General features: G+C 70.3%; 13 protein-coding genes. 9 read left to right on the top strand and 4 right to left on the bottom strand.

Going from position 1 to position 14,149, the window contains the following annotated elements; genetic code table 11:
* Positions 1-46: 46 nt before the first annotated feature.
* From WCD41_RS19225 to WCD41_RS19210, 4 genes are all read right to left on the bottom strand, one after another.
* Entirely contained in the window at positions 47-1,102 is a 1,056-nt protein-coding gene (locus tag WCD41_RS19225; RefSeq protein ID WP_337715311.1) for a spore photoproduct lyase family protein, read from the bottom strand.
* Entirely contained in the window at positions 1,099-1,851 is a 753-nt protein-coding gene (locus WCD41_RS19220) for a PIG-L deacetylase family protein (protein ID WP_337715309.1), read from the bottom strand. The genes WCD41_RS19225 and WCD41_RS19220 overlap by 4 nt, the downstream gene beginning before the upstream one ends.
* A 67-nt stretch (positions 1,852-1,918) precedes the next feature.
* A complete protein-coding gene (locus WCD41_RS19215; protein ID WP_337715307.1) occupies positions 1,919-3,163 on the bottom strand; it encodes a glycosyltransferase family 4 protein in 1,245 nt (414 codons plus the stop codon).
* Positions 3,160-4,023 (bottom strand): sugar phosphate isomerase/epimerase family protein, encoded by an 864-nt coding sequence (locus tag WCD41_RS19210; RefSeq protein ID WP_337715305.1) that lies wholly within the window; start codon positions 4,021-4,023, stop codon positions 3,160-3,162. The genes WCD41_RS19215 and WCD41_RS19210 overlap by 4 nt, the downstream gene beginning before the upstream one ends.
* A 260-nt stretch (positions 4,024-4,283) precedes the next feature.
* On the opposite strand from WCD41_RS19210, the gene WCD41_RS19205 reads away from it, so the two are divergent.
* The 9 genes from WCD41_RS19205 (at position 4,284) to WCD41_RS19165 (ending at position 14,115) form a co-directional block, all read left to right on the top strand.
* Positions 4,284-4,886, top strand: coding sequence for a helix-turn-helix domain-containing protein (locus WCD41_RS19205; protein WP_337715303.1), 603 nt, complete (start codon positions 4,284-4,286; stop codon positions 4,884-4,886).
* 114 nt (positions 4,887-5,000) lie between these two features.
* Positions 5,001-6,653 (top strand): ferritin family protein, encoded by a 1,653-nt coding sequence (locus WCD41_RS19200; RefSeq protein WP_337715301.1) that lies wholly within the window; start codon positions 5,001-5,003, stop codon positions 6,651-6,653.
* A gap of 162 nt (positions 6,654-6,815) precedes the next feature.
* Positions 6,816-7,868, top strand: coding sequence for an NADH:ubiquinone reductase (Na(+)-transporting) subunit F (locus WCD41_RS19195; protein WP_337715299.1), 1,053 nt, complete (start codon positions 6,816-6,818; stop codon positions 7,866-7,868).
* Between the two features lie 2 nt (positions 7,869-7,870).
* Positions 7,871-9,061 (top strand): ferritin family protein, encoded by a 1,191-nt coding sequence (locus WCD41_RS19190; protein WP_337715298.1) that lies wholly within the window; start codon positions 7,871-7,873, stop codon positions 9,059-9,061.
* Positions 9,062-9,117: 56 nt separating this feature from the next.
* Positions 9,118-9,438, top strand: coding sequence for an MmoB/DmpM family protein (locus WCD41_RS19185; RefSeq protein ID WP_285649280.1), 321 nt, complete (start codon positions 9,118-9,120; stop codon positions 9,436-9,438).
* Between the two features lie 123 nt (positions 9,439-9,561).
* Complete coding sequence (gene groL, locus WCD41_RS19180) at positions 9,562-11,250, top strand: chaperonin GroEL (protein WP_337715295.1); 1,689 nt, start codon at positions 9,562-9,564, stop codon at positions 11,248-11,250.
* A 37-nt stretch (positions 11,251-11,287) separates the two neighbouring features.
* The gene (locus WCD41_RS19175) at positions 11,288-12,316 is read left to right on the top strand and encodes an NAD(P)-dependent alcohol dehydrogenase (RefSeq protein ID WP_337715293.1); all 1,029 of its coding nucleotides are present in this window, start codon (positions 11,288-11,290) and stop codon (positions 12,314-12,316) included.
* Positions 12,317-12,361: 45 nt separating this feature from the next.
* On the top strand, positions 12,362-13,408 hold the full coding sequence (locus tag WCD41_RS19170; RefSeq protein ID WP_337715291.1) for an amidohydrolase family protein: 1,047 nt from the start codon (positions 12,362-12,364) through the stop codon (positions 13,406-13,408).
* Positions 13,405-14,115 carry an iron-sulfur cluster assembly protein gene (locus tag WCD41_RS19165; RefSeq protein ID WP_337715289.1) on the top strand — a complete coding sequence of 237 codons (711 nt, stop codon included), beginning with the start codon at positions 13,405-13,407 and terminating at the stop codon, positions 14,113-14,115. The genes WCD41_RS19170 and WCD41_RS19165 overlap by 4 nt, the downstream gene beginning before the upstream one ends.
* Positions 14,116-14,149: the final 34 nt, after the last annotated feature.

Genomic DNA, 14,149 nt, shown 5'->3' with positions numbered 1-14,149 from the left:
CGATCCCGGGAGACGCAGCGGAGCGGAGCTCGACCCGTCGAGATCGTCAGAACGCGTAGCGGATCGTCAGCCACGGGGCGTGGCGCGCCACCAGCTCGCGGAAGCGGGCGACCGCGCGGCGCTTGACGTCGAGGCGGTACCGCACGACCGCCCCGCCGTGCTGCGTGCGCTTCGCCTCCTGCGCCTCCGGACGCCACAGCACCTCCTCGGCCAGCGGATGCCAGCCGAGGTTCACCTCGTGCAGTCCCTCGTGGTGGGTCAGGAGGATCACCTCGCAGGCGGCCTGGGCCTTCGCGCGTTCCGGGAGCCGCTCGCCGAGCTCGTCGAGCAGCAGCGCCCACTCCGACTGCCAGCGCTCGCGCAGCACCACCGGCGAGAAGTTGAGGTGCACCTCGTAGCCGGCGGCGACGAAGTCGTCGATCACGGCGATGCGCTCGTCGATCGTGCTCGTCCGGATGTCCAGCAGCTTGGCGTCGCGGCGCGGCATCAGCGAGAAGCGCACGCGGGTGCCGCCGCGCGGGTCGAGGTCGAGCAGGTCGCGGTTGACGTGCTTGGTCGCGAAGGACGCCTTCGCCCCGTCGAGGCGGGCGAACTGGGCGACGAGGTCGGCCACGTTGTCGCTGACGCGGGCGTCGACCGAGCAGTCGGAGTTCTCGCCGAGGTCGTAGACCCAGTCGACGGGGTCGCACTGGTTCGGTTCTGGCTTGCGGCCTTGCTTCGCGACGTGCCGGGCGATCGTCCGCTGGATCCCGTCGATGTTGGTGAACACCGTGATCGGGTTGGCGTAGCCCTTGCGCCGCGGGACGTAGCAGTAGGCGCACGCCATCGCGCAGCCGTTGGCGGTCGACGGCGCGATGAAGTCCGCGGACCGCCCGTTCGGGCGGACCGTGAGCGACTTCTTCTCGCCGAGGACGAGGTGCTCGGCCTTCACGCGGACCCAGCGGGCGACGTTGGTCTCGTCACCGTGCAGGTCGGGGATCGCCCAGTGCGAGTCGATCTCGACGACCTCGGCGTCGGGGAACCGGGCGAGGACCTCCTGGCCGCGGACCGAGGCCAGCGACGCCGGCTCGGCGTGGATGGTCGCGACCTCGAGGAGACTCACGGCTCCAGGGTGCCGATCAGCGCGCGGGCCGTCGCACCGGCCCGGAACCGCTCCACCGGCACGCCGTGGCCCTCACGGCGCGCCAGCTCGGCGAGCCCCGGGGCCACGTGCTCCGGGCCGCCGAACTGGAACCCGATCTGGGTGACGTAGGAGCCAGCGGCCTGCGCCTTCGCGGCGAGGACGTCGGCGATGCCGACGGCGACGTCGGTGCCGGTGGCCTCCGGCGCGCCCGCGGCGTCGGGGTGGCGCACGGCGTAGGGCGTGTCGCGCCACCACGCCGTGCGGTCGGGGTCCGCGAGCCCGGCGACGACGGCCGTCACCACCTGGTGGTCGACGTGGTCGCCGACGGACTGCGGACCGAGGACGAGGTCGGCGGCACCGACCCGGTCCCGGACCGCGTCGCCCACCGCCGTCGCCACGTCGTCGTCCTCGCGGCGTCCGGCGAACAGCGCCGCGGGGGACCCGTAGCCGCGGTGCGGTGCCTCGAGCAGCCCGAGGTGCTCCCCGCGGACGCCGAGCCGGGCCAGCGCGTCGGCGTCCTCGTCGCGACGCAGGGCCATGTAGTCGACCTCGGCCGCGAGGCCTTTGTCGGTCTGGCAGACGAGCGCGAAGCCGGTGGGCGCGGCGACCGAGCCCGTGAACACCGTGAGCACGAGGACCTCGTGCCCGGCCGCGGCCAGGCGGGCGAGCGTCCCGCCGGCGGAGAACACGGCGTCGTCGAGGTGCGGGCTGACCGCGACGATCCTCACGCGCGCTCCATGATCGACGGAAGAATACGGACGCTCAGCGTCAGCGACGCCACGCCGCTGACACGGGTCACAGCAGGTGGGGGGCCGCGCGGAAGCGGCAGTCGGGGTCGACGGGGACGTCGGGGATCGCCGGGACCGCCACGTCGCGCACCGCGTCGTAGACGTCGGTGAGGCGGTGGGCGATCACCGGCCACGACCAGCGCGCCCGGACCTCGTCGAGCGCACGGGTCGCGAGGCCCGTGCGCAGGTCCGGGTCGTCGAGCACGCGCACGATCGCGTCGGCGAGCGCCCCCGGGTCCTTCGGCGGCACGAGCAGGCCGTTCTCGCCGTCGCGGACGCAGTCGCGCACGCCGACGACGTCGGTCGACACCACCGGCAGACCCGTGGCCATCGCCTCCAGCACGGTGTTCGAGAAGCCCTCGGCGTAGGTCGGGCTGACGAAGACGTCGCCGCGCCGGTACACCTCGTGGGCGTCCTCGTAGGCCGTGTAGCCGAGCTGCGTGACGTGCTCGTCGAGCCCGAGCTCGGTGACGCGGTCCGCGACGGTGGCGGTGTCGGGCCCGATGCCCGAGACGACCAGCCGCAGCCGCCGGCCGCGCCCGAGCAGGTCCGCGACGGCGTCGAGCAGGTCGAGCACGCCCTTCCTGGCGTCGACGCGACCGTGGTAGAGCAGGACGGGCGGGTCGGCGAGGGTGCCGGGCTCGCGCGCCGGGCGGAAGCGCTCGGTGTCGGTCGCGCCGGACACCACGGTCCAGCGGGCGGGGTCGACGCCGTGGCGCTCCGAGACCTCGGCCGCGAACGACGACGACCCGATGACGAGCGCCGGCGCCCCGGCGAAGACGGCGCGCACGAGGGTCCGGTGGGTGTCGCAGCAGGTGCCCACCCAGTGCCCGTCGCCGCCCTGCACGCTGACCGCCGCGGGCAGGCCGAGGTCGTGCGCGGCCCGCAGCACGGCCAGCCCGTTGGGGTAGGCGTACTGGGCGTGGAGCAGGTCGAACGGGGCACGCGCGTGCTCCGTGGCGATGGTGTCCCGCATGGTCGCGACGTCGGCCTCGAAGTCCGCCGGGTGCCCGTCCACGACCTCCTGCTCGCCGTGCGCCTCGAGGGCGACGACGTGCACGCCGTCCGGGACCCGCTCGGGCGGGGGCGGGCCGCCGCCGTAGACGCCGCGCCCGACGGGGTCCCCGCGGTACTGCGAGATCAGGGTGACGTCGTGGCCCTCGCGCACGAGGTGGCGCAGGAGGTTCTCCGCGTACGCGCTCATGCCCGACACCGCGGGCCAGTAGCGGCGGGAGACGAAGCAGATCCTCACGTCGACATCTCCATCCTCCGGATGGTCTCGAGCGCGCCGGGCACGAGCGTGTCGGCGCGGTGGGCGTCGCGGGAGAGCTCGAACGACACGAGCCCCGGGTGGCGCACCGCGCGCAGCGCGCCGAGCACGGCGGGCAGGTCCATGTCGCCCTCGCCGGGGGCGCGGTGCTCGTGCACGCCCCGGGGCATGTCCTCCACCGCGACGGCGCCGAGCAGCGGCGCGAACTCGCGCACCGCCTGCTCGGGGGCGAAGCGGCCGGAGACGATGCAGTGGCCGGTGTCGAGCGCGAGGGTGACCTCGGGGACGTCGAGCGCCAGGCGCATCCAGTCGTCGCAGTCCTCGACGAGCATCCCGGGCTCGGGCTCCACCGCGCACACGACGCCGCGGTCGCGCGCGTGGACGACGACCTCCCGGACCCCGTCGACCAGCCATCGCCAGGCCTCGTCGGCGTCGAGGCCGCGGGCGGGCACGCCGGCCCAGAACGACACGGCCTCGCTGCCGAGGTCGGCGGCGACGTCGACGCACGTGCGCAGGAAGTCCACGCGGCGCGCCCGGCCGGCAGGGTCCTCGGTGACGAGGGTCGGCTGGTGCTTGCGGCGCGGGTCGAGCAGGAACCGCGCGCCCGTCTCGACGACGCTGCCGAGCCCGAGGCCGGCCAGCCGCTCGGCGAGCAGGGCGGTGCGCCGCCCCAGCTCGGGGGCGAACGGGTCGTGGTGGGCGACGTCGAGGGTCAGGGCGACACCGTCGTAGCCGCAGTCGGCGAGCAGCGCGAGCGCGTCGTCGAGACGGTGCGAGGTGAGCCCGTTGGTGTTGTAGGCGTAGCGCAGCCGGTGCTCGGGCTGTGCGGGCGGCTCGGACATCCCGGCCGAGGTACCACCGGCGGGCCCGCCGGAACCCGTGCCGGCGCGACCGCTCGTCCCGCCACTCGGCGCGACTCTCCCCAAGATCGACCGGGTGGAGCGGTCGACCCGCTGCGGCCAGCGGCGGGTGCAGTATCTGCACGCGGAAACAGTGATGTTGACCACAAGGGTCGCCGACGCGTTCAGTGACCTTCGCACGACGGCGGGCGAGGGGCCGATCGGAGCAGTACGGACCGACCGACGGCGGGAGGAGGGCACCCATGACGGCAGCGCGTCACAGCCGCGGCGTCGGCGGGGGTCGCTCCCTGAAGACCGCTGCCGAGGCGCTGGCGGCGCTGCGGTTCCTCGGTGCCGCCGAGGACGGCGTCACCGCGGAGGCCCTGGCCACCGAGCTCGGCAAGAGCGCGGCCACGGCCCGCTACCTGCTCAACACCCTGTGCCAGGAGGGGTTCGCGCTGCGCGACCGCCGGACCGGCACGTTCCGGCTCCAGGAGAACCCGCCGTGGGGCGACGCCTGGGGTGATGCCGAGGCCCCCCATGCCCTCGGGCCCTCCGAGCTCCCCGAGCTGACCACGGCCCCCATCGCGTTCCTCGAGCGTGCCCGGGTCCGTCGGCGTGCCCACGCCGCGGACCGCGAGGCGTACGTCCGGGACTGCTCGTGCCACGGTGCGCCGACCGCCCCCGACGGGCAGGTCGCCGCCGGCACCGCCATCTCCCCGTCTGCGCGGCACGGCGCCGCGCACGCGGAGGAGCTCACCGGCGTCCTCCACGACGTCGCTGCGACCGCCCCGCGCGGCTGGCGGGTGTCCGCATCGGACCTCCCGCCACCGCTGCCGGCCGACCCCGTGCCCCCCGGGCACTGACGCGGGCCGACACCGGCCGTGCCGCCACCAGCGCTCATCGGCGCCCGGCGGCCACCACCACGACCACGGCTGCGGAACCCCGTAGGCCGAGCTGGAACTCCACAAGGAGAAGAGATGAGCCGTCAGAGTTTGGCGAAGGCTCACCAGAAGATCCAGGAACTTTCCTGGGAGCCGCAGTACCACGAGCCGTACATGAAGTACGGGACGGACTACACGTTCCGTAAGGCGGCCAAGAAGGACCCGCTCAAGCAGGTCCTCCGGTCCTACTTCCCCATGCAGGAGGAGAAGGACAACCGCGTCTACGGCGCGTCCGACGGTGCGATCCGCGGGAACATGTTCCGCCAGGTCCAGGAGCGGTGGCTGGAGTGGCAGAAGCTGTTCCTGTCGATCATCCCGCTGCCGGAGATCTCGGCCGCACGGTCGATGCCGATGCTGTTCCAGGCGGTTCCGAACCCGGAGCTGCACAACGGCCAGGCGATCCAGATGATCGACGAGGTTCGGCACAGCACGATCCAGCAGAACCTCAAGCGGCTGTACATGAACAACTACATCGACCCGGCGGGCTTCAACAACACCCTCCGGAACTTCCACTCGGACTACTGCGGCACCATCGGCCGTCAGTTCGCCGAGGGCTTCATCACCGGTGACGCGATCACCGCGGCCAGCATCTACCTGACGATCGTCGCCGAGACGGCGTTCACGAACACCCTGTTCGTGGCCATGCCGGCCGAGGCGGCGGCCAACGGTGACTACCTGCTGCCGACGGTGTTCCACTCGGTCCAGTCCGACGAGTCGCGCCACATCTCGAACGGCTACGCCACGCTGCTGATGGCGCTGTCGGACGAGGACAACCGCCAGCTCCTCGAGCGCGACCTGCGCTACGCGTGGTGGAACAACCACCGCGTGGTGGACGCCGCCATCGGCACGTTCATCGAGTACGGCACCAAGGACCGGCGCAAGGACCGCGAGTCCTACGCCGAGATGTGGCGCCGCTGGATCTACGACGACTACTACCGGGCGTACCTGCTGCCGCTCGAGAAGTACGGCCTCGTGATCCCGCACGACCTGGTCGAGGAGTCCTGGAACCAGATCTGGAACAAGGGCTACGTCCACGAGGTCGCGCAGTTCTTCGCCACCGGGTGGCTCGCGAACTACTGGCGCATCGACGGCATGACCGACGATGACTTCGAGTGGTTCGAGTACAAGTACCCGGGCTGGTACGACAAGTACGGCAAGTGGTGGGAGAACTACAACCGCCTGGCGAAGCCGAACGGGCACCACCCGATCGTCGCCGAGGACGTCGACTACGTGTACCCGCACCGCTGCTGGACCTGCATGGTCCCCTGCCTGGTGCGCGAGGACATGGTCGTCGACAAGGTGGACGGCCAGTGGCGGACCTACTGCCACGAGGCCTGCCGCTGGACCGACGCCGAGGCCTTCCGGCCCACGTACCAGGGTCGCGAGACCCCGAACATGGGCAAGCTCGTGGGTCACCGCGAGTGGGAGACGCTCTACCACGGCTGGAACTGGGCCGATGTCGTCTCCGACATGGGCTTCGTCCGCGACGACGGCAAGACCATGACGGCGCAGCCGCACCTCGATCTCGACCCGAAGAAGATGTGGACGCTCGACCACCTGCGGCGCATGCCGCACGTGGCCAGCCCCAACGTCATCCTCAACGAGATGAGCGACGCCGACCGTCAGGCGTTCGTCGAGGACTACAACAAGCAGGGCCCGGCTGGTCGTCCGGCCGACGTGACCAGCTAGCAGCCGGCTGGTCCGAGCACGACCCAGCAAGTTCGGTGAGGTGACAGGGAGGGCCGGGGCAACCCGGCCCTCCCTCGATCCCTCACGCCCAGATCCGGACGAAGCCGAGGAGTTTCGTCCGGATTTCCGGCACCGCATCCCTCCCGAACGGAGAAGCCATCGATGGGTGACAAGCACCGGGTCCGATTCGAACCGGTGGGCATCGAGATCGAGGTCGACGAGGACCAGACGATCCTGCGAGCCGCCTCGGAGCAGGGCATCCAGCTGATGCACGGATGCAAGGAAGGGCAGTGCGCGGCGTGCAAGTCGTTCGTCCTCGAGGGCGACATGGACGAGATCGAGCTCGACAGGTACTCGACCTTCGCCCTGCCCGACATGGAGCGCGAGGAGGGCCAGACGCTCCTGTGCCGGGCCCACGCCTACGACGACCTCGTCATCGAGCTCCTCAACTACGACGAGGAGATCATCCGGAGCGGCCTCCCGCTGCGGAAGGGCACCGTCGAGGTGCTCGCCAACGACCCCGTCACCCACGACATGCGCCACCTCGTGGTGAAGCAGATCGCCGGCGAGGACATCAAGTTCTTCCCCGGCCAGTACATGGACCTGACGGTCCCCGACACCGGTGAGGTCCGGTCGTTCTCGATGGCGAACCTCCCGAACCGCGAGGGCGTGTTCGAGTTCGTCATCAAGATCTACCCCGACGGCGCGTTCTCGCAGTTCCTGGAGAAGAAGGTCTCGATCGGCGACCGCATCGAGGTCGAGGCCCCCTTCGGGACCTGCACCCTGCGCGAGAACCGGACCTCGGACATCGTCTTCATCGGCGGCGGCGCGGGCATGGCCCCGCTGCTCGGCCTCCTGCGTGCCCTCGCGGAGAAGGACGGCGAGCGCAAGGCACGCCTCTACTACGGCGCCCGCACCCGGGCCGACCTGTGCTTCGAGGACGAACTGCGTGCCCTCGAGGAGAAGATTCCCGGTTTCCGCTACGTCCCGGCGCTCTCGGAGCACGACGGCGACGACTGGGACGGCGAGACGGGCCTCATCACCGAGGTCGTCCGGGCCAACGAGCCCGCCCTGGAAGGGATGGATGCCTATGTCTGCGGGCCGCCGCCGATGGTGGATGCGGCCATCGCCCTGCTGACCCAGCGCGGAATGGACGAACAGCACATCTACTACGACAAGTTCACCACCACCGGAGAGCCGGAGGACGAGGGCTGACCATGACAAGCACCGAAGAACGTCCAGAGCGGAGCGTTCCGAAGCCCGTCTTCACCGACGCGGAGGCGGGCGCCAAGGAGTTCCCGGACTCCGGGGCCTCGGCCCGGCGCTACAACTACTTCAAGCCGGCGAAGCGCAAGCAGACCCACTACGAGGACGTCACCGTCGAGGTCCAGCCGGACCCGCGGCACTACCTCGCCCAGGGCTGGATCTACGGCTTCGCCGACGGCTCGCGCGGCTACCCGCTGACCTGGACCAAGCTGAAGGCGTGGGGCGTCGACGACCCCGAGCCCGAGCGCGGCCCCGGCTCCGGCGGCAAGCCGGTCGAGAACTGGCCCGCCCACGGCTGGCACGAGTTCCGTGATCCCAACGAAGAGTGGGAACTCACGATGTACCGGTACAACGCCAACGTTGTCCGGCAGGTGACCCAGAACGTCGAGAACGCCCGCAACGCGAAGGCGTTCGACCAGTGGACCCCGAACTGGGTGCGCTTCGTGGAGCGCAACGTCGGCGCCTGGATGCACATCGAGCACATCTTCGGCCTGTACGTCTTCGCCGGCTGCAACCGCTCCGGCCCGACGAACATGCACAACACGGCGATGGCCGTGAACAGCGAGCACAAGATTCGGTTCGCGCAGGACCTGGCCCTCTACAACCTCACCCTCACCGAGGAGATCGAGGGCTTCGACGGCACCGCCCACCTCGACGCGTGGAACAACGACGCCGAGTGGCAGGGCGTCCGCAAGGTCGCCGAGGAGATCACGGCGATCGAGGACGACTGGGGCGAGATGATCTTCGCCACCAACATCGTCTTCGAGCCCCTGCTCGGCGAGCTCTTCCGCTCCAACCTGGTCATGCAGTCGGCGGCCGGCAACGGCGACTACGTGACGCCGACTGTCATGGGCGCCGGCGAGTACGACTACGCCCAGCGCGACCTGCGCTGGACCGTGGCGGCCTTCGCCCCGCTGACGCAGGACCGCGAGTTCGCCGACCACAACAAGCAGCTGTTCAACAGCTGGGTCGCCAAGTGGGTGCCCAAGGCGCTCGAGGCGGCCCGCACGATGCAGCCGCTGTGGTCGCAGCCCGACGCCAAGCCGCCGCGCTTCGAGGACAGCCTCGACCGCGCCAAGAGCCGTTTCGCCGGAATCCTCACCGACCTCGGACTCGAAGCCCCGAAGGAGCTGAACCAGTGACCAAGTCCTTCAAGACGGCCGAGAGCCCCTTCAAGCAGGACAACACCGAGTCCGGCATGGCCGGCGTCACCCTGATGAACAACCAGGTCGGCGTCGTGGTGGCCGAGGTGATGGACCGTCAGGAGAACGTGACGGTCAAGCACCTGCCCTCGATGATCCGCGTGGACTGTCAGGGCCGGATGGACTTCGTGTACTCCGAGATCTCCGAGGCGCTGGGCGAGGAGCCCGACTTCTACAACGCCGCCGAGTTCGAGGAGAACATGTCGACCCACTACGGGAAGATGATCCACATGGATGACCGGACGATCATGTTCGGGAACCTCGAGGAGGCGGCCGAGTTCATCGGCGACATGCTTCCCCCGGTGGTGAACAAGTAGTAGTACGTCGGTACACGGGTCGTCGCACACCCGCACGGGGCGGGTGTGCGACGACCCGGTGCCGCGCCAGTGGAGAACCGTTGACTCCCCGTTCGCGCCCCAGAGCACCGGAGAAGTGAGGACATGGCCAAGGAACTGCGATTCGGCGCCGACGCGCGCAGGGCTCTCCAGGCTGGAGTCGACCAGCTCGCCGAAGCGGTGAAATCGACGCTCGGGCCCAAGGGACGCAACGTCATCCTCGAGAAGATCACGGGGACGCCGGAGGTCACCAACGACGGTGTGACCATCGCCCGCGAGATCTACCTCAAGGACCAGTTCGAGAACATGGGCGCGCAGGTCCTCAAGGAGGCCGCCGTCAAGACCAACGACGTGGTCGGTGACGGCACCACCACGTCGACCGTGCTCGCCCAGGCGATCGTCCGCGAGGGCCTCAAGGCCATCGGTCAGGGCGGCAACCCCGTGCTCGTCAAGCGTGGGATCGACGCCGCCGTGGCCCGCGTCGTCGCCCACCTCGCGACGGTGGCGCACCCCGTCGACGACGTCGAGGCGCTCTCCCGGGTCGCCGCGATCTCGGCCAACGACGACGACGCCATCGGCCGGGTCGTCGCGCAGACCCTGCACACCGTGGGCGACGACGGCGTCATCACCGTCGACGACGGCCCGATGCTCGGCCTGCACGTCAACTTCGTCGAGGACTTCGAGTTCGACAACGGCTACGTCTCGCCGTACCTCGTCACCGACCCCGGCTCGATGCTGGCCGTCCTCGACGACCCGTACATCCTCTTCTCCGCCGAGAAGATCACCGACGTCCGCTCCCTCATGCCGGTGCTCGAGCGGATCATGCGCGACCCCCGCCCGCTGGTGATCGTCGCCGAGAAGGTCGAGGGCTCGGCCCTCCAGATGCTCGTGCACAACCACGTCAACGGGCACCTCAAGGTCACCGCCATCCAGGCCCCCGGCTTCGGCGAGAAGCGGGTGCACCTCCTCGAGGACATGGCGGCGCTCTGCGGCGGCAAGGTGTACTCGAAGGCGTCGGCGTTCGGCCTCGAGCAGATGGGCGCCGAGCACCTCGGCCGCGCGACGCAGGTCCGCGCCACGAGCGAGCAGACGGCCATCATCGGCGGCCTCGGCGACCCGACGGTCCGCGAGACGCGCCTCGCGCAGCTGCGGGCCGAGATGGACCGCGCGACCATCGGCACCGACGAGGACTGGTTCTCCGAGCGCATCGCGCGGCTGTCGGGCAAGGCCGCGATCCTGCAGGTCGGGGCGCCCACCAACGCGGAGCTCAAGGAGGTCCGCCACCGCGTCGACGACTCGCTGCAGGCGACCCGCGCCGCCATGGCGGAGGGCATCGTCGCCGGCGGCGGCTCGGCCCTGCTGCACGCCGAGTCCGCGCTCGCCGACCTGGACGGGCTGACCGGCGACGGCCGCATCGGCGCCGAGATCGTGCGCGCGGCGCTGTCCGAGCCGGCCAACCTCATCGCCGGCAACGCGGGCTTCGAGGGCGGCGACGTCGTCAAGCAGACGCGCGACCTGGGCGTCGACGAGGGCTTCGACGCCCTCGAGGGTCGCTTCGGCAACATGGTCGAGCTCGGCATCATCGACCCGCTGCGGGTCGTGCGGTCCGCGCTCCAGAACGGCGCCTCGGTCGCCGGCCTGATCCTCACGACGAACTCGCTCGTCGCCGAGGAACAGACCCCCTGGAACAAGTCCCTCATGACAGAGTTCGGCCAGCTCGACGAAGGCCTGCCGCAGCCGGCGCCCGACTCGAGCACGCCCCAGTCGATGGGCCTCGGCCCGTCGATGGGGTGACCGTCGTGACCACTGTGACCACCGTGAGGAGCTCGTCGTGAAGGCCGTCCGTGTCCACGGGTACAAGCAGGATCCGAGCATCGACGACATCCCGGAGCCGAAGCTCCAGGGGCCGCTCGACGTCATCGTGAAGATCGGGGCGGCGGGGGTCTGCCGCACCGACCTCCACATCGTCGACGGCGACTGGGCGGACATCCAGAACCCCGACCTGCCCTACGTCATCGGGCACGAGAACGCGGGCTGGGTGCACGAGGTCGGCGACGCGGTCACCAACGTCAAGGTCGGCGACACGGTGATCCTGCACCCGCAGCCCTCCTGCGGGCTCTGCCTGGCCTGCCGGGCCGGGCGGGACATGCAGTGCACCGGGGACGCGTTCTTCCCCGGCCTGTCGAACAACGACGGCGGCATGGCCGAGTACATGCGCACCACCGCCCGGGCGTGCGTGAAGCTGAACCCGGAAACCCAGCCGGCCGACGTCGCCGCCCTCGCCGACGCGGGGCTCACGGCCTACCACGCCGTGCGCAAGGCGGTCCCGTACCTGTACCCCGGCACCACCGCCGTCGTGCAGGGCGCGGGCGGGCTCGGTCACATCGGCATCCAGGCCCTCGCCGCGCTGACCGCCACGAAGATCATCGTCGTCGACAAGAACCCCGCCGCCCTGGAGCTGGCCAAGCAGATCGGCGCGGACGAGACGGTGGTCGCCGACGGCAACCAGGTCGCCGCGGTGCAGGACCTCACCGGCGGCGGCGCGACCGTCGTCTTCGACTACGTGGCCGAGCAGGGTGCCGAGCTCGACGCCTGGCAGATGACCGGGCCGGCCGGCTACCAGTTCAACCTCGGCTACGGCGGTGAGTTCCGCGCCCCGACGCTCGATTTCGTCGCCGGCGAGAAGAACATCATCGGCAACATCGTCGGGACCTACAACGACCTCGCCGAGCTCATGGTCCTGGCCCAGGCGGGCAAGGTCACGCTGCACACGGTGCAGTACCGGCTCGACCAGGCGCTGGACGCCCTGCACGACCTGGACGCGGGGAAGGTCCGCGGCCGGGCGATCCTCGTCCCGTAAGACGGCCCCAGGTTCTCTGGCGCAGTACAGGAAGGACACCACCACATGTACGAGAAGGACGGCGAGAAGTACTTCATCGTCGACTCCCACATGCACTTCTGGGACGCGTCGCCGCAGAACTGGGTGCCGGGAGCCGAGCAGTACGCCAAGGGCTGGATCGAGTGCTTCCACGCCTACCAGGGACTCGGCCCCGCCGACACGCACCAGCCGCTCGAGGAGTTCCAGCACGTCTCCGAAGAGCAGCTGATGCGCGAGGAGTTCGAGGAGGGGCACGTCGACGTCGCGATCTTCCAGTCGACGTACCTCAAGGAGTGGTACACCAACGGCTTCAACACGACCGAGCAGAACGGGTACCTCGCGCAGAAGTACCCGGACAAGTTCATCGTGAACACCCGCTTCGACCCGCGCGACGGCGACGCCGGCATGCGCGAGTTCGAGGAGAACACCAAGAAGTACGGGGCCATCGGCGCCAAGCTCTACACCGCCGAGTGGAACGGTGACTCCCGCGGCTACAAGCTGACCGACCCGGAGGCCTACCGGTTCCTGCAGCGGGCCGAGGAGATCGGGGTCAAGAACATCCACGTCCACAAGGGCCCGACGATCTGGCCCCTGGACAAGGACGCGTTCGACGTCTCCGACGTCGACCACGCCGCCACGGACTTCCAGAACCTGAACTTCATCGTCGAGCACGTGGGTCTGCCGCGCATCGAGGACTTCTGCTTCATGGCGACGCAGGAGCCCAACGTGTACGCCGGGCTCTCCGTGGTCATCGGCGGCCTCATGCACGCCCGTCCCAAGTTCTTCGCCAAGGTCATGGGCGAGCTGCTGTTCTGGGTCGGCGAGGACAAGATGACCTTCGGCTCGGACTACAACATCTGGACGCCGAAGTGGCAGATCGAGGGCCTTGTCGACTGGACGATGCCCGACGACGACCAGTTCGCGGACTACCCGCGTCTGGACACCAACGGCAAGAAGAAGATCCTCGGCCTGAACGCGGCGAAGCTCTACGGCATCGACGTGCCGGCCGAGTGCCGGATCACCGAGGGCGAGGGCGCCCAGCTCGTCGACGAGCGCGAGGTGGCCCAGGCATGACGGCCGTCTCCGACACCCCGCCGGCCACCGTGGTCGGCGGGGTGTGGGAGGCGCTGCGCACCGTGCGCGACCCCGAGCTCGACAACGACGTCGTCAGCCTCGACTTCGTGGCCGAGTGCTCGGTCTCCGAGGACGGGGTCGCGTGCGTGCGCCTGCGCCTGCCCACCTACTTCTGCGCGCCCAACTTCGCGTTCCTCATGGTCGCCGACGCCTGGGACGCCGTGTCGCAGGTGGAGGGACTCACCGACGTCGACGTCGCCCTCATCGACCACTTCGCCTCGGACGCCATCAACTCCGGCGTCGCGGCGCGCGCCGGCTTCGTCACCTCGATGGCCGGCAGCGAGGTCGGCGAGGCCGTCGAGGAGCTGCACGACCTGCGCCGGTCGTTCACCGAGCGAGCGATGATGGCGGGCACCGACCTCGTCGTGCGCCCGCTGATGCGCGCCGGGGCGACCCCGGAGCAGGTCGCCGGAATGACCCTCGCCGACGCCCCCGGCAGCGACGACCTGCGCCGCCTGCGCGCCCGCCGCCGCGAGCTCGGGATCCCCGCCGACGACGACGCGCCCCTGGTCGTCGACCCCGTGGGCCGCACGGTGGGCCTCGAGGCCCTGCCGCTGCACCTGCGCAAGGCGCGCTCGTACCAGGTCGGTGTCGACGCGAACACCAGCATCTGCCGCGGACAACTCGCCGCCCGCTACGGGCTGTAGAGCGCCGTCCACCCAGCTCGAGAGGAGCTCCGCC

Source organism: Actinomycetospora aeridis, from assembly GCF_037400275.1.
GTDB lineage: Bacteria > Actinomycetota > Actinomycetes > Mycobacteriales > Pseudonocardiaceae > Actinomycetospora > Actinomycetospora aeridis.
The sequence above is the reverse complement of the archived record's forward strand: the minus strand, read 5'-3'. Positions and strand labels throughout refer to the sequence as shown.

Excerpts from the sequence above, each read along its gene's own strand:
- WCD41_RS19210 (WP_337715305.1), bottom strand. The coding sequence starts at position 4,023 with ATGTCCGAGCCGCCCGCACAGCCCGAGCACCGGCTGCGCTACGCCTAC.
- WCD41_RS19205 (WP_337715303.1), top strand. The coding sequence starts at position 4,284 with ATGACGGCAGCGCGTCACAGCCGCGGCGTCGGCGGGGGTCGCTCCCTG.
- WCD41_RS19200 (WP_337715301.1), top strand. The coding sequence starts at position 5,001 with ATGAGCCGTCAGAGTTTGGCGAAGGCTCACCAGAAGATCCAGGAACTT.
- WCD41_RS19195 (WP_337715299.1), top strand. The coding sequence starts at position 6,816 with ATGGGTGACAAGCACCGGGTCCGATTCGAACCGGTGGGCATCGAGATC.
- WCD41_RS19190 (WP_337715298.1), top strand. The coding sequence starts at position 7,871 with ATGACAAGCACCGAAGAACGTCCAGAGCGGAGCGTTCCGAAGCCCGTC.
- WCD41_RS19185 (WP_285649280.1), top strand. The coding sequence starts at position 9,118 with ATGGCCGGCGTCACCCTGATGAACAACCAGGTCGGCGTCGTGGTGGCC.
- groL (WP_337715295.1), top strand. The coding sequence starts at position 9,562 with ATGGCCAAGGAACTGCGATTCGGCGCCGACGCGCGCAGGGCTCTCCAG.
- WCD41_RS19170 (WP_337715291.1), top strand. The coding sequence starts at position 12,362 with ATGTACGAGAAGGACGGCGAGAAGTACTTCATCGTCGACTCCCACATG.
- WCD41_RS19165 (WP_337715289.1), top strand. The coding sequence starts at position 13,405 with ATGACGGCCGTCTCCGACACCCCGCCGGCCACCGTGGTCGGCGGGGTG.